Raw genomic sequence first — 25,756 nt, 5'->3', positions numbered from 1 at the left:
TGTCCGACGACTAGAGTCGCTTCATGGTTTGAAGAAGCGTCCGCATCAAGTGGGCACGCATCCGGTGTTGATCTTCGACCGCCATTGGCAAACTCTCTTTTTGCAACAGCGATTGAATCAAAATAGCTTCCCGCCGCGTCAGTAATTGTTCGTTCATCAAACGAATCAAATAATCTTCTGCAGCTTGTTCCGTCAAATGATCACCAATCCATGAACTGACTTCGTCTAATAGATCGTGACTATCGAGCACAACGATTTTTTGAATCCGAATGTATCCACCGCCACCCCGTTTACTTTCAACAAAATAGCCCTTCTCGACCGTAAAACGAGTATTAATGACGTAGTTGATTTGTGATGGAACACAGTCAAAACGTTGTGCAATTTCTTGACGTTTGATTTCAATCGTCTTTTCGTCGTGTAAAATTTGCTTTAAATAGGCTTCGATGATATCTGTGATGTTTTGCATTGGCACCACCTCTCTGACCATCTTTGACTATTGTTTGATTTAATAGTAATCATCTAAAAAAAGAAATGCAACTGATAAGGCTTTTTAGAAAACACAAAAAGACCGACCTGCAATCTGCAGATCGGTCAAGTGCCTGGCAACGTCCTATCCTCACAGGGGGAAGCCCCCAACTACTTTCGGCGTTCAAGTGCTTAACTTCCGTGTTCGGCATGGGAACGGGTGTGACCACTTGGCTATCGTCACCAGACGACGGGCTCGCGCCCTCAAAACTGAAGTCATCAACAAGCATCTGCTAGAACAAGGCCTCGACCGATTAGTATCACTCAGCTCCACATGTCGCCATGCTTCCACCCGTGACCTATCTACCTCATCGTCTCTGAGGGGTCTTTCTTGATTACTCAAAGGGAAATCTCATCTTGGAGGGGGCTTCATGCTTAGATGCTTTCAGCATTTATCCCGTCCGCACGTAGCTACCCAGCGATGCTCCTGGCGGAACAACTGGTACACCAGCGGTGCGTCCATCCCGGTCCTCTCGTACTAAGGACAGCTCTCCTCAAATTTCCTGCGCCCACGACGGATAGGGACCGAACTGTCTCACGACGTTCTGAACCCAGCTCGCGTACCGCTTTAATGGGCGAACAGCCCAACCCTTGGGACCTACTCCAGCCCCAGGATGCGATGAGCCGACATCGAGGTGCCAAACCTCCCCGTCGATGTGGACTCTTGGGGGAGATCAGCCTGTTATCCCCAGGGTAGCTTTTATCCGTTGAGCGATGGCCCTTCCATGCGGAACCACCGGATCACTAAGCCCGACTTTCGTCCCTGCTCGACTTGTAGGTCTCGCAGTCAAGCTCCCTTCTGCCTTTGCGCTCTACGAATGATTTCCAACCATTCTGAGGGAACCTTTGGGCGCCTCCGTTACTGTTTAGGAGGCGACCGCCCCAGTCAAACTACCCGCCTGACACGGTCCTCCAGCCGGATCACGGCTGCGAGTTAGAGACTCTATGCATGAAGGGCGGTATCCCAAGGGTGACTCCTCCGAAGCTGGCGCTCCGGGCTCGACGTCTCCCGCCTATCCTGTACATCATGCACAAAGCCTCAATATCAGGCTGTAGTAAAGCTCCATGGGGTCTTTCCGTCCTGTCGCGGGTAACCTGCATCTTCACAGGTACTATGATTTCACCGGGTCTCTCGTTGAGACAGTGCCCAAATCGTTACGCCTTTCGTGCGGGTCGGAACTTACCCGACAAGGAATTTCGCTACCTTAGGACCGTTATAGTTACGGCCGCCGTTTACTGGGGCTTCGGTTCAAAGCTTCGCTTGCGCTAACCCATCCCCTTAACCTTCCAGCACCGGGCAGGCGTCAGCCCCTATACGTCATCTTGCGATTTAGCAGAGACCTGTGTTTTTGCTAAACAGTCGTTTGGGCCTATTCACTGCGGCTCTACTCATGTAGAGCGTCCCTTCTCCCGAAGTTACGGGACCATTTTGCCGAGTTCCTTAACGAGAGTTATCCCGCGCGTCTTAGAATTCTCATCTCGCCTACCTGTGTCGGTTTACGGTACTGGCGCCTTCCCCCTCACTAGAGGCTTTTCTTGGCAGTGTGAAATCGTGACCTACGTCCCTACGGGACTCCGCATCGTTCCTTGACTTTGATGCCTGACGGATTTGCCAATCAGACGGTCTTGAAACTTGCACATGCACTTCCATCCGCATGCGTCACTATCCTCCTGCGTCCCCCCATTGTTCAAACGGTGGATCGGCGGTACAGGAATATCAACCTGTTATCCATCGCCTACGCCTTTCGGCCTCGGCTTAGGTCCAGACTAACCCTGAGCGGACGAGCCTTCCTCAGGAAACCTTGGGCTTTCGACGGAGGGGATTCTCACCCCTCTTTTCGCTACTCACACCGGCATTCTCACTTCCAAACGCTCCACTGCTCCTTCCGGTACAGCTTCACAGCGGTTTGGAACGCTCCCCTACCATTCCTTACGGAATCCGCAGCTTCGGTGGTATGTTTAGCCCCGTTACATTTTCGGCGCGGCGCCACTCGACTAGTGAGCTATTACGCACTCTTTGAATGGTGGCTGCTTCTAAGCCAACATCCTAGCTGTCTAGGCAGCGCCACATCCTTTTCCACTTAACATACACTTTGGGACCTTAGCTGGCGGTCTGGGCTGTTTCCCTCTTGACTACGGATCTTATCACTCGCAGTCTGACTCCCGAGTATAAGTTGCTGGCATTCGGAGTTTAACTGAATTCGGTAACCCTGTGGGGGCCCCTAGTCCAATCAGTGCTCTACCTCCAGAACTCTCAACCTCGAGGCTAGCCCTAAAGCTATTTCGGGGAGAACCAGCTATCTCCAGGTTCGATTGGCATTTCACCGCTACCCACACCTCATCCCCGCACTTTTCAACGTGCGTGGGTTCGGACCTCCAGTCAGTGTTACCTGACCTTCATCCTGGACATGGGTAGATCACCTGGTTTCGGGTCTACGACAACGCACTGAACGCCCTGTTCAGACTCGCTTTCGCTACGGCTCCGCCTCATCGGCTTAACCTCGCGCGTTATCGTAACTCGCCGGTTCATTCTACAAAAGGCACGCCATCACCCGTTAACGGGCTCTGACTACTTGTAGGCATACGGTTTCAGGATCTATTTCACTCCCCTTCCGGGGTGCTTTTCACCTTTCCCTCACGGTACTGGTTCACTATCGGTCACTAGGGAGTATTTAGCCTTGGGAGATGGTCCTCCCGGATTCCGACGGGGTTTCACGTGTCCCGCCGTACTCAGGATCCACTCTGGAGGGAAAACAGTTTCAGCTACAGGGCTGTCACCTTCTTCGGCCGACCTTTCCAGGTCCTTCACCTACTGTCTTCCTTTTTGACTCCGTATAGAGTGTCCTACAACCCCGAAGAGCATGCTCTCCGGTTTGGGCTGTTCCCGTTTCGCTCGCCGCTACTCAGGGAATCGCATTTGCTTTCTCTTCCTCCGGGTACTTAGATGTTTCAGTTCCCCGGGTCTGCCTCACGCTACGCTATGTATTCACGTAACATGTCCCATCCCATTACGGATGGTGGGTTCCCCCATTCGGAAATCTTCGGATCAAAGCATACTTACTGCTCCCCGAAGCATATCGCTGTTCGTCGCGTCCTTCATCGGCTCCTAGTGCCAAGGCATCCACCGTACGCCCTTCATACCTTGATCTAGCGTTGGTATTCTAAGAACACACGTCTTAAATGACATGGTTAATTAAAAGTTTGATGTCTTGTTGATGTCTTCAGTTTTCAAGGTGCGAGTGTCTCTATCGAGACTGAGAGACGAGCTCTCAAAACTGAACGATGGGCATGTCCCGTAAGGGACGTTTTCCTTAGAAAGGAGGTGATCCAGCCGCACCTTCCGATACGGCTACCTTGTTACGACTTCACCCCAATCATCTACCCCACCTTCGACGGCTGGCTCCTTGCGGTTACCTCACCGGCTTCGGGTGTTGCAAACTCTCGTGGTGTGACGGGCGGTGTGTACAAGACCCGGGAACGTATTCACCGCAGTATGCTGACCTGCGATTACTAGCGATTCCGACTTCATGCAGGCGAGTTGCAGCCTGCAATCCGAACTGGGAACGGCTTTATGGGATTGGCTCCACCTCGCGGTCTCGCTGCCCTTTGTACCGTCCATTGTAGCACGTGTGTAGCCCAACTCATAAGGGGCATGATGATTTGACGTCATCCCCACCTTCCTCCGGTTTGTCACCGGCAGTCTCCCTAGAGTGCCCAACTGAATGCTGGCAACTAAGGATAGGGGTTGCGCTCGTTGCGGGACTTAACCCAACATCTCACGACACGAGCTGACGACAACCATGCACCACCTGTCACCATTGTCCCCGAAGGGAAAACTTGATCTCTCAAGCGGTCAATGGGATGTCAAGAGTTGGTAAGGTTCTTCGCGTTGCTTCGAATTAAACCACATGCTCCACCGCTTGTGCGGGTCCCCGTCAATTCCTTTGAGTTTCAGCCTTGCGGCCGTACTCCCCAGGCGGAGTGCTTAATGCGTTAGCTTCAGCACTGAGGGGCGGAAACCCCCCAACACCTAGCACTCATCGTTTACGGCGTGGACTACCAGGGTATCTAATCCTGTTTGCTCCCCACGCTTTCGCGCCTCAGCGTCAGTTACAGACCAAAGAGTCGCCTTCGCCACTGGTGTTCCTCCACATCTCTACGCATTTCACCGCTACACGTGGAATTCCACTCTTCTCTTCTGTACTCAAGCCTTCCAGTTTCCAATGGCCCTCCCCGGTTGAGCCGGGGGCTTTCACATCAGACTTAAAAGGCCGCCTGCGCGCGCTTTACGCCCAATAATTCCGGACAACGCTTGCCACCTACGTATTACCGCGGCTGCTGGCACGTAGTTAGCCGTGGCTTTCTCGTAAGGTACCGTCAAGGTACGAGCATTTCCTCTCGTACGTGTTCTTCCCTTACAACAGAGTTTTACGATCCGAAAACCTTCATCACTCACGCGGCGTTGCTCCATCAGACTTTCGTCCATTGTGGAAGATTCCCTACTGCTGCCTCCCGTAGGAGTCTGGGCCGTGTCTCAGTCCCAGTGTGGCCGATCACCCTCTCAGGTCGGCTATGCATCGTCGCCTTGGTGGGCCGTTACCCCACCAACTAGCTAATGCACCGCAAGGCCATCTCAAGGTGACGCCGGAGCGCCTTTCATCAACGGACCATGCGGTCCGATGAACTATCCGGTATTAGCTCCGATTTCTCGGAGTTATCCCAATCCTTGAGGCAGGTTCCTTACGTGTTACTCACCCGTCCGCCGCTCATTCCGCTGCCTTCCCTCCGAAGAGTTCCGTCAGTTTCCTGCGCTCGACTTGCATGTATTAGGCACGCCGCCAGCGTTCGTCCTGAGCCAGGATCAAACTCTCCATGAAGTGTTTGACTTGCTCGTTGTGTGACCGAAGTCACGATTGACGAAGCTTGCGCTTCATTCGTTTTTGTATTCCGTAGAATACGATTTTTGCCTCATCGTTCAGTTTTCAAAGTTCGTCATAAAAATGGTGGAGCCTAGCGGGATCGAACCGCTGACCTCCTGCGTGCAAGGCAGGCGCTCTCCCAGCTGAGCTAAGGCCCCATTAAAGGGATGAAATTGAAGATGGTCGGGAAGACAGGATTCGAACCTGCGACCCCTTGGTCCCAAACCAAGTGCTCTACCAAGCTGAGCTACTTCCCGAAAATGCACCCTGAGAGATTCGAACTCCCGACCCCTTGATTCGTAGTCAAGTACTCTATCCAGCTGAGCTAAGGGTGCGGAATATAAGGATCAAACAGCAAACATCAAAATGAAAATGGTACCGAGGGCCGGAATCGAACCGGCACGGGGAAACCCCCGCAGGATTTTAAGTCCTGTGCGTCTACCAGTTCCGCCACCCCGGCAGGGATATAAAAGGTAGAACCTTCATTCATAATTGAATTCTGGTGATCATTGAAGATGAAAATGGTGCCGGCAACAGGAGTCGAACCCGCGACCTACTGATTACAAGTCAGTTGCTCTACCAGCTGAGCTACACCGGCAAGTGTAATAAAAATGGTGGAGGATGACGGGATCGAACCGCCGACCCCCTGCTTGTAAGGCAGGTGCTCTCCCAGCTGAGCTAATCCTCCATATGTATCGCCTGGCAGCGTCCTATCCTCACAGGGGGAAGCCCCCAACTACTTTCGGCGTTCAAGTGCTTAACTTCCGTGTTCGGCATGGGAACGGGTGTGACCACTTGGCTATCGCCACCAGACATTTATTATCTTAACATTATGTTCACATAACGTCAAGACTTTTTTTCGTTTTTTTGAAAGGCTCGCGCCCTCAAAACTGAAGTCATCAACAATGCATCTGCTAGAACAAGGCCTCGACCGATTAGTATCACTCAGCTCCACATGTCGCCATGCTTCCACCCGTGACCTATCTACCTCATCGTCTCTGAGGGGTCTTTCTTGATTACTCAAAGGGAAATCTCATCTTGGAGGGGGCTTCATGCTTAGATGCTTTCAGCATTTATCCCGTCCGCACGTAGCTACCCAGCGATGCTCCTGGCGGAACAACTGGTACACCAGCGGTGCGTCCATCCCGGTCCTCTCGTACTAAGGACAGCTCTCCTCAAATTTCCTGCGCCCACGACGGATAGGGACCGAACTGTCTCACGACGTTCTGAACCCAGCTCGCGTACCGCTTTAATGGGCGAACAGCCCAACCCTTGGGACCTACTCCAGCCCCAGGATGCGATGAGCCGACATCGAGGTGCCAAACCTCCCCGTCGATGTGGACTCTTGGGGGAGATCAGCCTGTTATCCCCAGGGTAGCTTTTATCCGTTGAGCGATGGCCCTTCCATGCGGAACCACCGGATCACTAAGCCCGACTTTCGTCCCTGCTCGACTTGTAGGTCTCGCAGTCAAGCTCCCTTCTGCCTTTGCGCTCTACGAATGATTTCCAACCATTCTGAGGGAACCTTTGGGCGCCTCCGTTACTGTTTAGGAGGCGACCGCCCCAGTCAAACTACCCGCCTGACACGGTCCTCCAGCCGGATCACGGCTGCGAGTTAGAGACTCTATGCATGAAGGGCGGTATCCCAAGGGTGACTCCTCCGAAGCTGGCGCTCCGGGCTCGACGTCTCCCGCCTATCCTGTACATCATGCACAAAGCCTCAATATCAGGCTGTAGTAAAGCTCCATGGGGTCTTTCCGTCCTGTCGCGGGTAACCTGCATCTTCACAGGTACTATGATTTCACCGGGTCTCTCGTTGAGACAGTGCCCAAATCGTTACGCCTTTCGTGCGGGTCGGAACTTACCCGACAAGGAATTTCGCTACCTTAGGACCGTTATAGTTACGGCCGCCGTTTACTGGGGCTTCGGTTCAAAGCTTCGCTTGCGCTAACCCATCCCCTTAACCTTCCAGCACCGGGCAGGCGTCAGCCCCTATACGTCATCTTGCGATTTAGCAGAGACCTGTGTTTTTGCTAAACAGTCGTTTGGGCCTATTCACTGCGGCTCTACTCATGTAGAGCGTCCCTTCTCCCGAAGTTACGGGACCATTTTGCCGAGTTCCTTAACGAGAGTTATCCCGCGCGTCTTAGAATTCTCATCTCGCCTACCTGTGTCGGTTTACGGTACTGGCGCCTTCCCCCTCACTAGAGGCTTTTCTTGGCAGTGTGAAATCGTGACCTACGTCCCTACGGGACTCCGCATCGTTCCTTGACTTTGATGCCTGACGGATTTGCCAATCAGACGGTCTTGAAACTTGCACATGCACTTCCATCCGCATGCGTCACTATCCTCCTGCGTCCCCCCATTGTTCAAACGGTGGATCGGCGGTACAGGAATATCAACCTGTTATCCATCGCCTACGCCTTTCGGCCTCGGCTTAGGTCCAGACTAACCCTGAGCGGACGAGCCTTCCTCAGGAAACCTTGGGCTTTCGACGGAGGGGATTCTCACCCCTCTTTTCGCTACTCACACCGGCATTCTCACTTCCAAACGCTCCACTGCTCCTTCCGGTACAGCTTCACAGCGGTTTGGAACGCTCCCCTACCATTCCTTACGGAATCCGCAGCTTCGGTGGTATGTTTAGCCCCGTTACATTTTCGGCGCGGCGCCACTCGACTAGTGAGCTATTACGCACTCTTTGAATGGTGGCTGCTTCTAAGCCAACATCCTAGCTGTCTAGGCAGCGCCACATCCTTTTCCACTTAACATACACTTTGGGACCTTAGCTGGCGGTCTGGGCTGTTTCCCTCTTGACTACGGATCTTATCACTCGCAGTCTGACTCCCGAGTATAAGTTGCTGGCATTCGGAGTTTAACTGAATTCGGTAACCCTGTGGGGGCCCCTAGTCCAATCAGTGCTCTACCTCCAGAACTCTCAACCTCGAGGCTAGCCCTAAAGCTATTTCGGGGAGAACCAGCTATCTCCAGGTTCGATTGGCATTTCACCGCTACCCACACCTCATCCCCGCACTTTTCAACGTGCGTGGGTTCGGACCTCCAGTCAGTGTTACCTGACCTTCATCCTGGACATGGGTAGATCACCTGGTTTCGGGTCTACGACAACGCACTGAACGCCCTGTTCAGACTCGCTTTCGCTACGGCTCCGCCTCATCGGCTTAACCTCGCGCGTTATCGTAACTCGCCGGTTCATTCTACAAAAGGCACGCCATCACCCGTTAACGGGCTCTGACTACTTGTAGGCATACGGTTTCAGGATCTATTTCACTCCCCTTCCGGGGTGCTTTTCACCTTTCCCTCACGGTACTGGTTCACTATCGGTCACTAGGGAGTATTTAGCCTTGGGAGATGGTCCTCCCGGATTCCGACGGGGTTTCACGTGTCCCGCCGTACTCAGGATCCACTCTGGAGGGAAAACAGTTTCAGCTACAGGGCTGTCACCTTCTTCGGCCGACCTTTCCAGGTCCTTCACCTACTGTCTTCCTTTTTGACTCCGTATAGAGTGTCCTACAACCCCGAAGAGCATGCTCTCCGGTTTGGGCTGTTCCCGTTTCGCTCGCCGCTACTCAGGGAATCGCATTTGCTTTCTCTTCCTCCGGGTACTTAGATGTTTCAGTTCCCCGGGTCTGCCTCACGCTACGCTATGTATTCACGTAACATGTCCCATCCCATTACGGATGGTGGGTTCCCCCATTCGGAAATCTTCGGATCAAAGCATACTTACTGCTCCCCGAAGCATATCGCTGTTCGTCGCGTCCTTCATCGGCTCCTAGTGCCAAGGCATCCACCGTACGCCCTTCATACCTTGATCTAGCGTTGGTATTCTAAGAACACACGTCTTAAATGACATGGTTAATTAAAAGTTTGATGTCTTGTTGATGTCTTCAGTTTTCAAGGTGCGAGTGTCTCTATCGAGACTGAGAGACGAGCTCTCAAAACTGAACGATGGGCATGTCCCGTAAGGGACGTTTTCCTTAGAAAGGAGGTGATCCAGCCGCACCTTCCGATACGGCTACCTTGTTACGACTTCACCCCAATCATCTACCCCACCTTCGACGGCTGGCTCCTTGCGGTTACCTCACCGGCTTCGGGTGTTGCAAACTCTCGTGGTGTGACGGGCGGTGTGTACAAGACCCGGGAACGTATTCACCGCAGTATGCTGACCTGCGATTACTAGCGATTCCGACTTCATGCAGGCGAGTTGCAGCCTGCAATCCGAACTGGGAACGGCTTTATGGGATTGGCTCCACCTCGCGGTCTCGCTGCCCTTTGTACCGTCCATTGTAGCACGTGTGTAGCCCAACTCATAAGGGGCATGATGATTTGACGTCATCCCCACCTTCCTCCGGTTTGTCACCGGCAGTCTCCCTAGAGTGCCCAACTGAATGCTGGCAACTAAGGATAGGGGTTGCGCTCGTTGCGGGACTTAACCCAACATCTCACGACACGAGCTGACGACAACCATGCACCACCTGTCACCATTGTCCCCGAAGGGAAAACTTGATCTCTCAAGCGGTCAATGGGATGTCAAGAGTTGGTAAGGTTCTTCGCGTTGCTTCGAATTAAACCACATGCTCCACCGCTTGTGCGGGTCCCCGTCAATTCCTTTGAGTTTCAGCCTTGCGGCCGTACTCCCCAGGCGGAGTGCTTAATGCGTTAGCTTCAGCACTGAGGGGCGGAAACCCCCCAACACCTAGCACTCATCGTTTACGGCGTGGACTACCAGGGTATCTAATCCTGTTTGCTCCCCACGCTTTCGCGCCTCAGCGTCAGTTACAGACCAAAGAGTCGCCTTCGCCACTGGTGTTCCTCCACATCTCTACGCATTTCACCGCTACACGTGGAATTCCACTCTTCTCTTCTGTACTCAAGCCTTCCAGTTTCCAATGGCCCTCCCCGGTTGAGCCGGGGGCTTTCACATCAGACTTAAAAGGCCGCCTGCGCGCGCTTTACGCCCAATAATTCCGGACAACGCTTGCCACCTACGTATTACCGCGGCTGCTGGCACGTAGTTAGCCGTGGCTTTCTCGTAAGGTACCGTCAAGGTACGAGCATTTCCTCTCGTACGTGTTCTTCCCTTACAACAGAGTTTTACGATCCGAAAACCTTCATCACTCACGCGGCGTTGCTCCATCAGACTTTCGTCCATTGTGGAAGATTCCCTACTGCTGCCTCCCGTAGGAGTCTGGGCCGTGTCTCAGTCCCAGTGTGGCCGATCACCCTCTCAGGTCGGCTATGCATCGTCGCCTTGGTGGGCCGTTACCCCACCAACTAGCTAATGCACCGCAAGGCCATCTCAAGGTGACGCCGGAGCGCCTTTCATCAACGGACCATGCGGTCCGATGAACTATCCGGTATTAGCTCCGATTTCTCGGAGTTATCCCAATCCTTGAGGCAGGTTCCTTACGTGTTACTCACCCGTCCGCCGCTCATTCCGCTGCCTTCCCTCCGAAGAGTTCCGTCAGTTTCCTGCGCTCGACTTGCATGTATTAGGCACGCCGCCAGCGTTCGTCCTGAGCCAGGATCAAACTCTCCATGAAGTGTTTGACTTGCTCGTTGTTGTGACCGAAGTCACGATTGACGAAGCTTGCGCTTCATTCGTTTTTGTATTCCGTAGAATACGATTTTTGCCTCATCGTTCAGTTTTCAAAGTTCGTCGTGTCGTTTTCAGCGACTTTAATATCTTAACAAGTTATCAACCCGATTGTCAACAACTTTTTTGATATTTATTTTTGTGTGTCACGACCATTCGCGGCACAAGAAGTAATATACCATGGCTTTTTGAATCCTACAAGCATTTTATTAGAAAAACATTTAAAAACTTTTATTTACCCGTTTTTTGACTCGTTTATCCCCACATTGACTTCAAAAAGAACGCTCCGTTCCTTCTATACAGTATAGAAAGAACGGAGCTCTACTCATTAATTTTGTTGGTGACGCATCGTTGGGAAGAGTAATACATCACGAATCGATGGTGCATTCGTCAGCAACATGACGAGACGATCGATCCCGATTCCAAGACCACCCGTTGGCGGCATACCGTACTCGAGTGCTTCGATGAAGTCTGTATCCATTTCATGTGCTTCGTCGTTTCCTGCTTCTTTTTCGACGAGTTGTGCTTCGAAACGTTCACGTTGATCGATTGGATCGTTCAATTCCGTGAAGGCATTCGCATGCTCACGACGGACGATGAATAATTCAAAGCGATCCGTAAAGCGTGGATCCTCTGGATTTTTCTTCGCAAGTGGTGATACTTCAACAGGATGACCATAGACGAATGTTGGTTGAACGAGTGTTTCTTCTACTTTTTGTTCAAAGAACTCATTCAAGATATGTCCCGTCGTCATGTGTGACTGGACCTCAACACCGTGTTCATGTGCTAGTTCGAGGGCACGTTCGTTTGAAATCTGTTCAAAGAAGTCGACACCTGTCGCTTCTTTAACGAGATCGACCATGTGTGCTCGTTTCCAACCGACAGATAGATCGATGACGTCTTCTCCGTAAGTGACTTGTGTCGTACCGAGTACTTCTTGTGCGACGTGAGCGATCAGGTTCTCTGTTAAGTTCATGATGTCTTTATAATCCGCATACGCTTCATAGAGTTCGATCATCGTAAACTCTGGGTTATGGCGTGTTGAGATTCCTTCATTGCGGAACACGCGACCGATTTCGTAGACTTTCTCAAGTCCACCGACGATCAAACGTTTCAAATGGAGCTCGATCGCAATCCGCATGTAAAGCGTCATGTCGAGTGCATTATGATGCGTGATGAACGGACGAGCCGATGCTCCACCCGCAATCGTGTGCAACATTGGTGTTTCGACTTCCAAGTATCCGAGGTTATCGAGATATTGACGAATTCCACGAATGACTTTACTCCGCGCGATGAATGTCTCACGTGATTCTTGGTTCGTAATGAGGTCGAGGTAACGCTGACGGTAACGTTGCTCGATATCTTTTAATCCGTGATATTTATCCGGAAGCGGACGTAATGCTTTTGTTAATAACGTAAATGCTGTGACGTGAACAGAGAGTTCACCAACATTCGTTTTGAACACGTATCCTTGGATCCCAACGATGTCACCTAAGTCACATGTCTTATAGATCTCATACGCCTCTTCACCGACATCATCTTTACGGACATACAACTGAATTTGACCTTGTACATCCTGAACGTTCGTAAAACCAACCTTCCCTTTACGACGTGTCGTCATGACACGACCCGCGATGGCAACTTCCGGTTTCAGTTCAGCCAACTCTTCTTTTGTATGTTCACCAAACGATGCACGAATGCTCGCGGTATCCGTCGAACGTTCAAAACGTGCGCCGAATGGATCGAGACCTTGTTCACGCATGGCGTTCATCTTACCGAGACGCACCTGCATTTGATCGTTCATTTCCATATCCTGACTCACTGTCTTCACTCCTTTTAATAATGGTTCACGACGATTCTCTCGAATAAAAAGCTGTCGGAATGACCGACAGCCCTTTTTAGAAAACCGATACGCTCATCTTCAATGCAACTAGCGTACCACAAAACGACTCTGTCCGACTATACTTTACCTGTTAGGCATATGCTACGTCTTCTTCGAGTGTCTGCAAGTACTGCTGTAACAGTTCAACGAGTCCCGCGTGTGTGTCGATATTGAATAACGCATTGCGAACGCGACCGTTCCCCTTCATTCCTTTCAAATACCAGGCGACATGTGTCCGCATTTCGCGTACGGCGAGTTCCTCTCCCTTTAGCGCGACTAGTCGTGTGGCGTGCAAGAGACAGATATCAATCTTCTCACGCGCCGTTGGTTCTGCCGGAAGCGTTCCTGATTCGAGGTACTGGATCGTCTGATACAACATCCACGGGTTCCCGAGAGCGGCCCGTCCGATCATGACACCGTCGACGCCGATCTCATCAATCATTCGTTTTGCATCTTGCGGAGTCTGAACATCTCCATTTCCGATGATCGGGATGTTGACCGCTTTTTTCGCTTCCCCAATGATATTCCAGTCTGCGACCCCTTCATACTTTTGCGAACGCGTCCGCCCGTGGATGGCAACGGCTTTCGCACCGCCCGCTTCTGCCGCTTTGACATTATCAACACAATAGATGTGATGACTGTCCCAGCCGGTCCGCATCTTGACCGTCACCGGTTTATCGATCGCTTGCGTCACCGCATGGACCATCTCGTACACCTTATCCGGGTCAAGCAACCATTTCGCTCCAGCATCGCTTTTCGTGACTTTCGGAACGGGACAGCCCATGTTGATGTCAATGATATCGGCATTCGTGTTCGCTTCGACATATCGCGCCGCTTGAACGAGCGTCTCTTTCGAACCGCCATAGATTTGAAGACTGAGCGGTTTTTCCCGCTCATCCACGTACAGCATCTGTAGCGTCCGTTCGTTCTCGTACAAGATCCCTTTATCGCTGACCATCTCCGCACAGACGAGTCCCGCACCGAATTCCTTTGCAATTAACCGAAACGCCGGATTACAGACGCCTGCCATCGGTGCCAAGATGACTTGATTCTTCAGTTTGACATCACCAATGTTAAATTCCATTATTGTTCCTCCGCTTCTAAAAGCCCACCTAACCGTCGTACACCGTTTCGTTCTGTCTCTGGTAACTGCTGATACAACTGCTCGACGCTTTGTCCAAGACCGGGTATGACGCATGTTGCTGCAAGTTCACGTAATGGTGCGAGGACGAATGCCCGCTCTTGCATCCGCGGATGCGGAACGGTTAATCCTTCGAGATCAATGCGTTCTTCCTCATATAGCAAAATATCTAAGTCAAGCGTTCGTGGCCCATTTTTGAACAGACGCTCGCGTCCTTCTAGCTGTTCAATTTCCTGCAGTCGCCCAAGTAAGACAGATGCCTCATCCGTCGTTTGAATTGCGACGACCATATTATAGAATAAATCCTGCTCGAGATATCCGACAGGTACCGTCTCATAAATGGAAGAGGTCTTCACATCATGAACGGACGGTAATGCTCTCAGGCGAGTAATCGCTGCTCTTAAGTGAGCCGCTTTATCGCCGATGTTCGAGCCGAGTGCAATGTAAGCTTGCTTCATGCATAGTCCTCCCGAAGGCGATTGATCTCGACCGCCACATGTTCATAATGACCGGCAATCGGCGGATCCGGCTTGATGACCTTGATCGACGCTTCTTGAATTCGTTCATCTAACGCAAAAACTGCTTTTGCAATACGGTCCGCCAAGGCTTCGACGAGTTGGAGCGGTTCTCCTTCGACGACACGTTTCGTCGCTTCATACAATTCGGCGTAATTGACACTTTTCGTCAAATCATCCGTCCGACCGGCTTCTGCCAATGCAAGTCCGATCGATAAATCGACATTAAAGCGTTGACCGAGTTTCGTCTCTTCTGCAAATACACCGTGGTACCCATAAAAACGCATGCCTGTTACATGAATTCGATCCATCGTTATTCTCCCTTCGTCGCAGCCAACATGATGTCCATCATCTGCGCTGCCCGTTTGACTTCTTTGACGTCATGCACACGCATCCAGTCACATCCTTGTTGAATCCCGTAACAAACCGTCGCAATCGTTCCTTCGAGTCGTTCTTCTGTCGGTAATCCGAGCGCAAGTCCGATCATTGATTTACGGGACGTTCCGAGTAAAACCGGATACCCGAAGTCCGTTACGATCGATAGATGACGCATCAGGTACAAGTTCTCTTCATGCGTCTTCATGAATCCAATCCCCGGGTCGAGCCAAATGTGCTCTTCCGCTACGCCTGCCTGTTTCGCTAACCGAATCGATTCCTCAAGGTCAGCCCGGACTTCTGCAAGCATATCTGTCCCATGCGCCGTCTCCCGATTATGCATCAAAATGATGGGTACTTTATACTGCGCAGCAACGTTGACCATCGAACGGTCGCCCCACTTCGAGCCCCAAACATCGTTGATGATATCTGCTCCCGCTTCAATAGCAGCCTCTGCGACGACCGGTTTGTACGTATCGATCGATACGAGGACGTTCAGCTCTCGTTTGATGCGCTTGATGATCGGTAAAACACGGGCGAGTTCTTCTTCGACTGATACGAATGCTGCACCCGGTCGTGTCGATTCTCCACCGACATCGATCGCATCTGCTCCATCCGCGACGAGCTGACGCGCTTGCCGCATCGCTTGCTCGACATCGACATATTGTCCACCGTCCGAAAAGGAGTCCGGTGTCACGTTCAAGATACCCATGATGTAAGTCATCGTTGTTCTCTCCTTGTCGTCGCCTGTTCGACGGATTGATCGAACAGCGTCATGATTTGTGCATATCCTGTTCCGTTGATTCCAGGGAAAGGGCGTCCGTCAAGTGACGAAATCGCGACCGCTTCCTGAACGGAATTCGTATAGATGATCTCATCTGCTTCTTCGAGCTGCGGTAAATAAGCCAAGCGTTCTTCGACCGGTACATGTTGCATGAGGAACTGACGGGTAATCCCGTTCAGTGCACCGGTTTCAAGCGGTGACGTATACCATGTACTTCCGTAACGCCAAAAGATGTTTGACGTAATGCCCTCACAGACATGACCTTCCTTCGTCAAAAACAACCCTTCTGCTTCCGGATTGAACAATTGGCGTTTCGCCACTAGATTGTTCATGTAATGATGTGACTTCAAGCGATATGCTGTCTCCGGCGTACTGCGCGGTAAACGAATCGTCTCGAGTGCACGTTCCGCCCGTTTTCGCGGAGCGATTGGTTTCGCATAGATCAACACGGTCGGCGTGTCGTAAGGATCGATTGATAAACCGATCTCGCGGGGACCAGCCGAGACGTTCAACCGAATGTATAAATCGTTCGCCTCATATGCTGCATATAAATCTTGGATCGCTTGCCGTAAGGCTTCCCGGTCATATGCTAGCTGGATTCCGAGTGCGACACAACTCATCCGTAAGCGTTCAATATGATCATCGAACAAAAACGGATGTCCGTTATAGGTCCGAAACGTCTCGAATACACCCATCCCGTAGACGAATCCGTGATCGAGCGGGGAGATGCGTACTTCTTCTTCTCGTTTAATGGTTCCGTCATGCCAGAGATACATAATGCGTCAACTCCAAGAAATTTTTTAACATCTGTTTCCCGTCTCGCGTCAAAATCGCTTCCGGATGGAACTGGACACCGAGAATCGGCAACGTCCGGTGACGGAGTGCCATGATCTCTCCACCGACTTCCGCCGTCACTTCAAGCACTTCCGGGAATGTCTCGCGTTCCACGACGAGCGAGTGATAACGTGTCACCGGCGTCGCTTGTGGGATCCGTTCAAAGATGCCTTGTCCGTCATGCGTCAGTGGCGAGACTTTTCCGTGCATCAATTCCTTCGCGCGGACGACTTTACCACCGAATACTTGCCCAATCGCTTGATGACCTAAGCAGACCCCTAGTATCGGTACCTTCCCAGCAAAATAAGCAATCGCTTCTAGACTGATCCCCGCTTCATTCGGTGTACAGGGGCCCGGTGAGATGACCAGATGATCCGGTTGCAATGCTTCGATTTCCGCAAGCGTGATCGCGTCGTTGCGAAATACCCGGATGTCTTGCCCAAGTTCGCCGAAATACTGGACTAAGTTGTACGTAAAGGAATCATAGTTATCAATCAATACAATCATTGCGTTCCCTCCGCTGTTTCTTTTGTCACCCACAGCGCTTTGGCTTTACTAAGTGACTCTTCGTATTCACGTGTTGCGTCCGAATCTGTGACGACTCCAGCACCTGCTTGAATATATGCCATCCCGTCTTTTGCGACGAGTGTCCGGATCAAGATGTTGAAAATGGCATCATCCGCCCAACTGATGAAGCCAAGCGACCCAGTGTAGATGCCACGCCGGACCGGTTCCAGTTCTTCAATGATTTCCATCGTCCGGATTTTTGGTGCGCCAGTGATCGTACCACCTGGGAACATCGCAGCGAGCACCTGACTCCCAGAGTGTTCCGGAGCTACTTCCCCTCTGACGTTTGAGACGATGTGTTGTACGTGCGAGTATTTCTCGATCACCATCAGCTCATCGACATGAACCGTACCATAACGACTGACACGTCCTAAATCATTCCGCTCTAAATCAACGAGCATCACATGCTCTGCCCGTTCTTTTTCATTATCGAGTAAGGTTTTCGCAAGTCGTAAATCCTCCGCTTCATCCTTCCCGCGCGGCCGTGTTCCGGCAATCGGACGTGTCGCTAACGCATCACCGATTTTTTCGACGAGCAACTCGGGTGAGGCGGACACGAGTGTTAAATCTTCATCCGCAAAGTAACCCATGTATGGAGAAGGATTGACTTGTCGTAATACATCATACAAATGTTCCGCTGTCGTCCCAAGCGGTTCTTGTTGACGCACGGACAAATTAACTTGGAAAACGTCACCGTCCTCAATATAGGATTTAATCCGGTGTGCCGCTGTCATGAACGCTTCCTGCCCGAAAGCCCGTTCTCGCTCGCCGGACGAACCAGTCGCTGTAAATTGAGGTGCATCCGTCTCGATGCACCAACGCGCGACTTCCGTTTCAAGAACTCGCTCTGCTTCTTCTGCCGTGTCTCGTGTCACGGCAATGAACAACTGCTTCGTTTCTTCGTCAAACACGGCGACTTCATCGTACCAGTAAAATGACAGATCAGGTGTTTGCAGATCATCCGTCGCTTGTTCCGGTAGCTTTTCTAAATAACGGATGGCATCATAACTGACGTATCCGGCAAACCCACCAAAGAACGGTGGCATTCCATCCGGTCGGACTGATTCACGGTCGACGCGGAGCTGTTCGAGTACATCAAACGGATTCGCCGTCGATGTCTCGACTTTTCCATCTGTCTCAATCGTCGTCGTTCCGTCTTTTGTCCGGACGTATCCGACAGGACGAGTCGCCGCCATCGTATACCGGCCGATTCGACCGCTTTCGAGCCAGACGTGTCCCGTTGTGCCATTCGTCTGTTCAACATATCGATTGTAGAATTGTTCTTTCGTCCATGGTACTGCTTTGTATTTCGTCTGTCGCATACGCGTCCCTCACTTCACACTATTCTGCTCTCATTATACGCAAAAAAGTACACGGAAGCCGAATGACTTCCGTGTACGTCCAGTTGATTACTTTGATTGGTCTGCTTCTTCCTCGATTTGATACAGCGGTGTACTTAAGTACCGCTCCCCATTCGAAGGAATGATCGCGAGAACGTTTTTCCCTTTACCGAGACGTTTCGCTGTCTTGAGCGCCGCTGCAATCGCAGCACCTGACGAGATACCGCCTAAGACACCATTCGTCTTCGCTGCTCGGCGTGCGTGATCGAATGCTTCTTCCGTCGTGATTTGCTCAACACCATCATAAATCTCTGTATCGAGAATCGACGGCACGAATCCAGCACCGATTCCTTGCAGTTTGTGTGGTCCCGGTTTACCACCTGATAAGACCGGTGAATCCGTTGGTTCGACGGCAATGATTTCAATCCCTTGGAAAGCATCACGTAACACTTTACCAGCACCGGTGATCGTTCCACCCGTTCCGATTCCCGCGATGAACGCATCGAGTTGCATGCCTTCGAACGCTTCGACGATTTCAGGACCTGTCGTTTTTTCATGAACGACTGGATTGGCACCGTTATTGAATTGTTGTGGCATGAAGTAACCGTGTTCTTCCGCTTCCGCTGTCGCGCGAGCGATCGCACCCTTCATCCCTTCAGGACCCGGAGTCAGAATCAATTCCGCACCATAGGCGCGAAGCAACGTCCGGCGCTCCATGCTCATCGTTTCCGGCATGACGAGGATGGCGCGGTATCCTTTCGCCGAAGCGACCATCGCGAGTCCGATTCCTGTGTTTCCACTCGTCGGCTCGATGATCGTGTCTCCTTCTTTCAGTTGACCCGCTTCTTCTGCAGCCTCAATCATGGATAGCGCGATCCGGTCTTTTACGCTTGATCCAGGGTTCATGTACTCCAATTTCAGATACACATCTGCATCCTCAGGACCCGTTAGATGATGTAACTTGACGATCGGGGTCCGACCGACTAAATCTAATACTGAATTCGCAATACGCATGACCATTCCTCCTCATTAGTGAACCGCTTGAATTCCAAGTAATCCGATAAACTAATTATCAGCGGACTGGATGAAATCTGTCAATCAAAGCGTTTGACTTCCGGCTTTTTTCCATCCTTCGTCTGGCGTTCGACCGCTTCTTGAATCAAACGATCAATCGTCTGTTTTTCCTGTTCCGTTCGCATCGTCTGATAGACCATCGCGCGCGTGATTTTCTCATCACCGACTTCGGCGACGACATCCTCGAGCGGACCGCCGATGCTGTCTTGAACGATTTTAGGAGAATCGACCTTTGGGAGCTCACCCATAAAGGCGTAAGCACCGGTCATGAAATTCGTCAACATTAAGATGAAGATCAACATCCACAAGTACTTAGGTTGTACATTCCCCATATTAGATCCCTCTTATGCTCTTTCGAGTGATTTTTCGCGAAGTTCCTCTAATTCCGGAACGTCATAGTGATAATGCTCTGAACAGAAGTGACAAACAGCTTCCGCACCGCCATCTTCATCAATCATCGCTTGAATCTCATCTGGTCCAAGAGCGATGATCGCTGTCGCTAATTTGTCACGATCACACGTACATTCGAATGATACCGGAATCGTATCAAGATGTTCGTAATCACCGAGAACGAGTTCTAACATTTCTTCCGGTGTTTTTTCCTCACCGACGAGAATCGAGATCGGTTTAAGGGCTCCGACACGTTTTTCGAGTGCTGCAATCGTCTCTTCCGATGCACCTGGCATCAATTGAACGATCAAGCCACCTGCTGCAATGACTGATTCGTCTTCTGGATAAACGAGAACGCCAGCCCCAACGACCGATGGGCTTTGTTCCGATACAGCGAAGTAATACGTGAAGTCTTCGCTGATCTCACCTGTTTGAATCGGCGATTGACCACCGACGAAGTCACGCAACCCGAGGTCTTTGATGACAGAGATGTTTCCGCGACCGACCGCTTCACCGACTTTTAGTTTCGTCAGACCATCTGCATTGACATACGTATCCATCTCGACGCGGGGACGACTCACATATCCACGTACGACACCTTTTGCGTCGGCATCAACGATGATTTTCCCAATCGGTCCATCGCCTTCGACTTTTAATGTGACACGTGTATCGCCTTTTTGCATCGTACCCATCATTGCACCGATCGTCAGTGTCCGACCGAGCGCTGCTGTGACGACAGGTGTCGTCTGGTGGCGCAGTTGTGCTTCATAGACCGTCTTCGTCGAACGGATTGCAAACGCACGGACTTCTCCATTGAAGCCTAACGCCCGTACTAAATAGTCATCTTTTAATTGTGCTAATAATTCTTCACGTTTCATCTTGATTCCCTCACTTATTTCGTTCGTAGATAATCCGTAATCCATCTAACGTCAAGAATGGATCGACGACCTCAATCATCGTGGATTCCTCGCTGATTAATCGGGCTAAGCCGCCGGTCGCGATGACCTTCGCTTCTCCCATTTCTTCTTTCATCCGGTGAACGAGTCCGTCCACCTGTGCCACATATCCGAAGTAGGTCCCCGACTGCATCGCATGGATCGTATTCCGTCCGATGGCTGACTGCGGTTTCGCGATTTCGATTCGCGGTAATTTTGCTGCCTTATTATAGAGTGCCTCGGTTGCAACCATCACACCAGGTGAGATGATGCCGCCGTAATACCGTTTTTGTGCATCGATGTAACAATACGTCGTCGCTGTTCCGAAATCGACGATGATCATCGGTCCCTCGTATTTCGCCGTCGCCGCTACTGCGTTGACGATTCGATCGGCTCCCACTTCCCGTGGATTATCGACTTTTAAATCCAGTCCTGTCTTGATTCCTGGTCCAATCAAGAACGGACGGCGTTTAAAGTAACGTACACACATATTTTCTAGTGGAAACACGACGGGGGGTACGACAGATGATAACACGATTCCCTCGATTTCTTCCACGTTTAGCTCTGCGTCACGGAACAACGCTTTGACGAGCATACCGTATTCGTCCGTCGTCCGTGTTCGGTCTGTCGCAATCCGCCAATGCTCAATCAACTCTTGTCCTTGATAGACACCTAAGACGATATTCGTATTTCCGACATCGATGACTAAAATCATTTGCTTATTTCCCCGCTTCTTCTCAATTTTCATGCTTCTATTGTATTCCGTTGTTTCACGATCGGAACTATATACGTTGTGATTATACCATGCTCGTATGGTCACACCTACCGATGTGTATTCGCTCGGTCTGCCACAAAAAAGAACGGATTCGATATCAATCGAATCCGTTCCATCCGTTTACACTTGATCGTCGCGACGCGGCGTATCTGGTGTATCCGTATCTACATTTTTCCCTTCGTCAACGACTGAACCCATTTGCGTTGGAGACTCTGTCGGTTGATCAACAGTTGCATCTGTCGATTCCGGTGCTTTCTCTTCTGCTTTTGGAGTCGTTGCTTCTGGTTCATGTTTTTTGTATTCGCCTGTCTCTAGGAGATGGTGAATTTGTTTTTGATCAAGTGTTTCAACTTCAAGCAACGTCGTTGCAATCAAGTCGAGCTGATCGCGCTTCTCAGTTAGGATATCTTTCGCTTTTTGGTAACAGCGGTTGATGATCGCTTGGATTTCCGTATCGATCTCGTGTGCGATTGCATCCGAGTAATTCTGTTCGTTTTGGAAATCACGGCCGAGGAAGACGTTACCGCTTTGACCTGATCCGAATTGAAGTGGTCCGAGTTTTTCACTCATCCCGAACTCCATGACCATTTTCCGTGCAAGACCTGTCGCACGCTGGAAGTCATTGCTTGCCCCAGTCGAGACTTCTCCGAAGACGATGTCCTCTGCGACGCGACCACCGAGCAATCCAGTAATCTTATCTTCGAGTTCCGGCTTCGTCATGAAGTAACGATCTTCTTTTGGCAACATGACGACATATCCGCCCGCGTTTCCGCGAGGAACGATCGTTACCTTGTGTACTTCATCCGCATCGTCTAGCGTGACACCGATGATCGTATGTCCAGCTTCGTGCCATGCGACGATCTTTTTCTCTTTCGGCGAGATGATCCGGCTCTTCTTCGCTGGTCCAGCGATGACGCGGTCAATCGCTTCTTCGAGGTCAACGATTGAGACTTTATCACGATCTGCACGAGCGGCAACAAGTGCTGCTTCGTTTAGAAGGTTTTCAAGATCCGCACCTGAGAATCCAGGTGTTCGTTGTGCGATGGCTTTTAAATCAACCGTTGAATCGAGCGGTTTGTTCCGCGCGTGAACTTTCAAGACTGCTTCACGACCGACGACATCTGGACGGTCAACCGTGATTTGACGGTCAAAACGACCTGGACGGAGTAAGGCTGGGTCAAGAATATCAGCACGGTTCGTTGCTGCGATCATGATGATGCCTTCGTTTTCACTGAATCCATCCATCTCAACGAGAAGTTGGTTCAATGTTTGCTCACGCTCATCGTGTCCACCACCGAGACCTGCGCCCCGTTGACGACCAACAGCATCGATTTCATCGATGAAGATGATACATGGTGCATTTTTCTTCGCGTTTTCGAACAAGTCACGGACACGTGATGCCCCGACACCGACGAACATCTCAACGAAGTCAGAACCTGAAATCGAGAAGAATGGTACGCCAGCTTCACCAGCTGCGGCACGTGCGAGCAACGTCTTACCTGTACCTGGAGGACCTACGAGGAGGACCCCTTTCGGAATACGGGCACCGAGTTTCGCGAATTTACGCGGATCTTTCAAGAATTCAACGACTTCGACGAGTTCTTGTTTCTCTTCGTCTGCACCGGCTACATCATCAAACGTAATCTTTTTCTTCTCTGTATCATAGAGGCGTGCCTTCGATTTCCCGAAGTTCATGACGCGACCGCCACCACCGCCACCTTGTGCTTGATTAATCAAGAAGAAGAAGAGGATGAAGATGATGATGAATGGAACGATCGTCGTCAGTAACGCGATCCAACCACCATTCGTTTCTGCTGCCTTAAAGTCCAATTTGACTCCTTGGCTTCTGAGTTGCGTATAGAGATCCGTTAGTTCCGTATCAACAGCCGGTACGACTGTCTCATACGTTGAATCTTTTTCACGCAAATCTCCTGTCACATTATACGTCTGCCCTTCATATTGGAAGGTAGCCGTCTTGATTTCACCTTTTTCAACAGACTCGACAAACTGTGTGTAATTGATTTCTTTGCTTTTGTTCACTGGACTCTGCAAGTATTGCAGAAACAAGATCAAAGCTAGAAAAATGACCCCAAACACGAGGGTATTCTTCACTGCTCGGTTCATCTTATGCCTCCTCTCCGCATCCATCTCGTTTTTCTAGTGGATGAATACGAATCCTGGCGCGACAGGGCGCGCTTTGTAATTGGTTTCATCTTATCATGGGACAGACGAGATTAAAAATAATTAGCCGCCGTAGACTGCAGGTTTCAAGACACCTACATACGGAAGGTTACGGTATTTCTCTTCGTAATCGAGACCATAACCGACGACGAATTCGTGTGGAATGACGAAGCCGCTGTAATCTGCGTGCAAGTCATTCTTCCGTCCTGTTGGTTTGTCGAGCAACGTCACGATCTTAACGGACTTCGCTTTCCGGTACTTGAAGAGGTCAACGAGGTAGCCAAGCGTTAATCCGCTGTCGATGATATCTTCGACAATCAAGATGTCGCGTCCTTCTACCGATGTGTTCAAATCTTTTTCAATCTTGACTTCACCTGTTGATGTTGTCCCACCGTGATACGTTGAAACGTCCATGAAGTCCATTTCAAGGTGCATATCCATCTTTTTCACAAGATCAGACATGAACGGCATTGCGCCTTTTAAGACACACACAAGCAACGGAAAACGATCGTGATAATCCGCTGTCAATTCGCCGGCGAGTGCGCCCACTTTATTTTGGATCTCTTCTTCTGAAATCAGTACTTTTTCCATATCGTTCATCAAGGTCATGCTAGGTATTCCTCCTCCATAATAAACACTACATTACCATTCTATCATTAAATAAGATTTTGCGAGGAGTTCAAATGACCCGAATATTGCAATTCGATGTCCAATGACGGCTAAAATCACTCCATTTGCATCGACGACGACCGGAACCTGTTCTCGGAGATAACGTGGAACCTTAGCATCAATCAGAATTCGACTGACTTTTTTCGAACCTACAGCAAGCTGAATCCGATCTCCTGGACGTGGCGGACGCACCGTCAACGGGAACGCAATCGCGTCCAGCGGGATACCTTGGTTTCCGATTGAGAAGCGAACCATTTGTTCACCATAATGATACGTTCCCAAATTCTCCCCTACTTGAAACGATAAATCGTCATTCATTGACCGTATCACACGATCCTGCATCAAAAAGCCATATGCACGTCGCATCCTCCAGTTTCCATAATACACTTCGTCCGAGCCCTTATCCACCCGAAGCCATGTAACAAAGTGACGAATCGTTTCTGAAGAAAACGTTTCTCCTGTTAGTGTCGGCAAGACAAGCCGCTGTAAATCCGTCGGTAATTCTAAAATACGTGCGATCGGAACTCCGTTCGCCTCCTTACACCGGTCGAGATACGTCGCGACGAATGTCGCCTGCTCACGCATGATTTGCTGTCGCGCATGTGCTGCCGCTGCTGTTGCTTGTTCAAACTCCGGACGAATTTCTCGGAGTGGCGGAACAATCGTATGCCGGATTTGATTGCGCAAATAAGTAGTTTCTGCATTTGACGCATCTTCTCTCCACGGGACTTCATGTTGCAACGCATAATCAAGCAACATTTGCTTCGATTCATGTAGCAACGGTCGATGCAACCAACCGTTACCAAACGGACGAACCGTCGGAATCCCATCAATTTGCGCTTCTCCACGAATGAGCTGAATGAGTAGCGTCTCGATTTGATCGTCTTGATGATGAGCGAGAACCAGACGCGAGCGCCCGGTCTCTTCCATGATTCGTTTAAAAAACGCGTATCTCTCTTCGCGACAAGCTGCTTGAGAGCTCGTACGTCCAGTCCATTCTAAACGTGTCATGAAAAAGGAGATCTTTCGGGACGTTGCCCACTCCTTAATAAAGCGCGCTTCTTCGTCGGACGCTTCTCGTAATCCATGATGTACATGAGCAATCGCGATATCGTAGCCCTCTTTGTACAACCGATCAACGAGTACCATCGAATCACAACCTCCCGACACACCTACTAAAAGTGGTTCGAACGGCACACCTTCCATAGCGACTTCCCCCTTTCCGTTAAAACCTAAAAA

Annotated in this window: 16 protein-coding genes, 6 tRNA genes and 6 rRNA genes; all 28 read right to left on the bottom strand. The window is 50.6% G+C overall.

Annotated features, from left to right (window positions below; genetic code table 11):
• Positions 1–10: 10 nt before the first annotated feature.
• The gene (locus K7G97_RS00520; RefSeq protein WP_023466578.1) at positions 11–466 is read right to left on the bottom strand and encodes a CtsR family transcriptional regulator; all 456 of its coding nucleotides are present in this window, start codon (positions 464–466) and stop codon (positions 11–13) included.
• Between the two features lie 131 nt (positions 467–597).
• Positions 598–713, bottom strand: a 5S ribosomal RNA gene (gene rrf / locus K7G97_RS00515).
• A gap of 46 nt (positions 714–759) precedes the next feature.
• Positions 760–3,673 (bottom strand): 23S ribosomal RNA (locus tag K7G97_RS00510).
• Positions 3,674–3,840: 167 nt separating this feature from the next.
• Positions 3,841–5,402, bottom strand: a 16S ribosomal RNA gene (locus K7G97_RS00505).
• Positions 5,403–5,526: 124 nt separating this feature from the next.
• Positions 5,527–5,602 (bottom strand) — tRNA-Ala (locus K7G97_RS00500).
• A gap of 22 nt (positions 5,603–5,624) precedes the next feature.
• Positions 5,625–5,701: transfer RNA gene (locus K7G97_RS00495), tRNA-Pro, on the bottom strand.
• Between the two features lie 4 nt (positions 5,702–5,705).
• Positions 5,706–5,779: transfer RNA gene (locus tag K7G97_RS00490), tRNA-Arg, on the bottom strand.
• A gap of 38 nt (positions 5,780–5,817) precedes the next feature.
• Positions 5,818–5,904: transfer RNA gene (locus K7G97_RS00485), tRNA-Leu, on the bottom strand.
• A 62-nt stretch (positions 5,905–5,966) separates the two neighbouring features.
• Positions 5,967–6,042, bottom strand: a tRNA-Thr gene (locus K7G97_RS00480).
• A 14-nt stretch (positions 6,043–6,056) separates the two neighbouring features.
• Positions 6,057–6,132: transfer RNA gene (locus tag K7G97_RS00475), tRNA-Val, on the bottom strand.
• 9 nt (positions 6,133–6,141) lie between these two features.
• Positions 6,142–6,257, bottom strand: a 5S ribosomal RNA gene (gene rrf / locus K7G97_RS00470).
• A 102-nt stretch (positions 6,258–6,359) separates the two neighbouring features.
• Positions 6,360–9,273, bottom strand: a 23S ribosomal RNA gene (locus tag K7G97_RS00465).
• A 167-nt stretch (positions 9,274–9,440) separates the two neighbouring features.
• Positions 9,441–11,002 (bottom strand): 16S ribosomal RNA (locus K7G97_RS00460).
• The 16S, 23S and 5S rRNA genes sit together here with 6 tRNA genes alongside, the layout of an rRNA operon.
• Before the next feature lie 381 nt (positions 11,003–11,383).
• A complete protein-coding gene (lysS, locus tag K7G97_RS00455; RefSeq protein ID WP_087682563.1) occupies positions 11,384–12,865 on the bottom strand; it encodes a lysine--tRNA ligase in 1,482 nt (493 codons plus the stop codon).
• Positions 12,866–13,028: 163 nt separating this feature from the next.
• Positions 13,029–14,021, bottom strand: coding sequence for a tRNA dihydrouridine synthase DusB (gene dusB, locus K7G97_RS00450; protein WP_023466575.1), 993 nt, complete (start codon positions 14,019–14,021; stop codon positions 13,029–13,031).
• Positions 14,021–14,536, bottom strand: coding sequence for a 2-amino-4-hydroxy-6-hydroxymethyldihydropteridine diphosphokinase (gene folK / locus K7G97_RS00445; protein ID WP_223041106.1), 516 nt, complete (start codon positions 14,534–14,536; stop codon positions 14,021–14,023). The genes dusB and folK overlap by 1 nt, the downstream gene beginning before the upstream one ends.
• Positions 14,533–14,904 (bottom strand): dihydroneopterin aldolase, encoded by a 372-nt coding sequence (gene folB / locus K7G97_RS00440; protein WP_023466572.1) that lies wholly within the window; start codon positions 14,902–14,904, stop codon positions 14,533–14,535. The genes folK and folB overlap by 4 nt, the downstream gene beginning before the upstream one ends.
• A 2-nt stretch (positions 14,905–14,906) precedes the next feature.
• Positions 14,907–15,692, bottom strand: coding sequence for a dihydropteroate synthase (gene folP / locus K7G97_RS00435; RefSeq protein WP_149426600.1), 786 nt, complete (start codon positions 15,690–15,692; stop codon positions 14,907–14,909).
• Entirely contained in the window at positions 15,689–16,528 is an 840-nt protein-coding gene (locus tag K7G97_RS00430) for an aminotransferase class IV (protein WP_223041105.1), read from the bottom strand. Before K7G97_RS00430 ends, folP begins: the two co-directional genes overlap by 4 nt.
• The gene (locus K7G97_RS00425) at positions 16,512–17,093 is read right to left on the bottom strand and encodes an anthranilate synthase component II (protein WP_223041104.1); all 582 of its coding nucleotides are present in this window, start codon (positions 17,091–17,093) and stop codon (positions 16,512–16,514) included. The genes K7G97_RS00430 and K7G97_RS00425 overlap by 17 nt, the downstream gene beginning before the upstream one ends.
• Positions 17,090–18,475: an anthranilate synthase component I family protein gene (locus K7G97_RS00420; RefSeq protein WP_223041103.1), complete on the bottom strand. Its 1,386-nt coding sequence runs from the start codon at positions 18,473–18,475 to the stop codon at positions 17,090–17,092. The genes K7G97_RS00425 and K7G97_RS00420 overlap by 4 nt, the downstream gene beginning before the upstream one ends.
• A gap of 87 nt (positions 18,476–18,562) precedes the next feature.
• Positions 18,563–19,507: a cysteine synthase A gene (gene cysK, locus K7G97_RS00415; protein ID WP_023466565.1), complete on the bottom strand. Its 945-nt coding sequence runs from the start codon at positions 19,505–19,507 to the stop codon at positions 18,563–18,565.
• Positions 19,508–19,587: 80 nt separating this feature from the next.
• Entirely contained in the window at positions 19,588–19,899 is a 312-nt protein-coding gene (locus tag K7G97_RS00410; protein ID WP_023466564.1) for a SurA N-terminal domain-containing protein, read from the bottom strand.
• A gap of 12 nt (positions 19,900–19,911) precedes the next feature.
• Positions 19,912–20,835 carry an Hsp33 family molecular chaperone HslO gene (gene hslO / locus K7G97_RS00405; RefSeq protein ID WP_023466563.1) on the bottom strand — a complete coding sequence of 308 codons (924 nt, stop codon included), beginning with the start codon at positions 20,833–20,835 and terminating at the stop codon, positions 19,912–19,914.
• A 10-nt stretch (positions 20,836–20,845) separates the two neighbouring features.
• Positions 20,846–21,607: a type III pantothenate kinase gene (locus tag K7G97_RS00400; RefSeq protein WP_029343061.1), complete on the bottom strand. Its 762-nt coding sequence runs from the start codon at positions 21,605–21,607 to the stop codon at positions 20,846–20,848.
• 180 nt (positions 21,608–21,787) lie between these two features.
• Positions 21,788–23,791 carry an ATP-dependent zinc metalloprotease FtsH gene (gene ftsH, locus K7G97_RS00395; protein WP_223041102.1) on the bottom strand — a complete coding sequence of 668 codons (2,004 nt, stop codon included), beginning with the start codon at positions 23,789–23,791 and terminating at the stop codon, positions 21,788–21,790.
• Positions 23,792–23,911: 120 nt separating this feature from the next.
• On the bottom strand, positions 23,912–24,457 hold the full coding sequence (hpt, locus tag K7G97_RS00390; protein ID WP_223041101.1) for a hypoxanthine phosphoribosyltransferase: 546 nt from the start codon (positions 24,455–24,457) through the stop codon (positions 23,912–23,914).
• Positions 24,458–24,490: 33 nt separating this feature from the next.
• Entirely contained in the window at positions 24,491–25,723 is a 1,233-nt protein-coding gene (gene tilS, locus K7G97_RS00385) for a tRNA lysidine(34) synthetase TilS (RefSeq protein WP_223041100.1), read from the bottom strand.
• Positions 25,724–25,756 lie beyond the last annotated feature (33 nt).

This window comes from Exiguobacterium acetylicum, assembly GCF_019890935.1.
Classification (GTDB): domain Bacteria; phylum Bacillota; class Bacilli; order Exiguobacteriales; family Exiguobacteriaceae; genus Exiguobacterium_A; species Exiguobacterium_A abrahamii.
The sequence above is the reverse complement of the archived record's forward strand: the minus strand, read 5'-3'. Positions and strand labels throughout refer to the sequence as shown.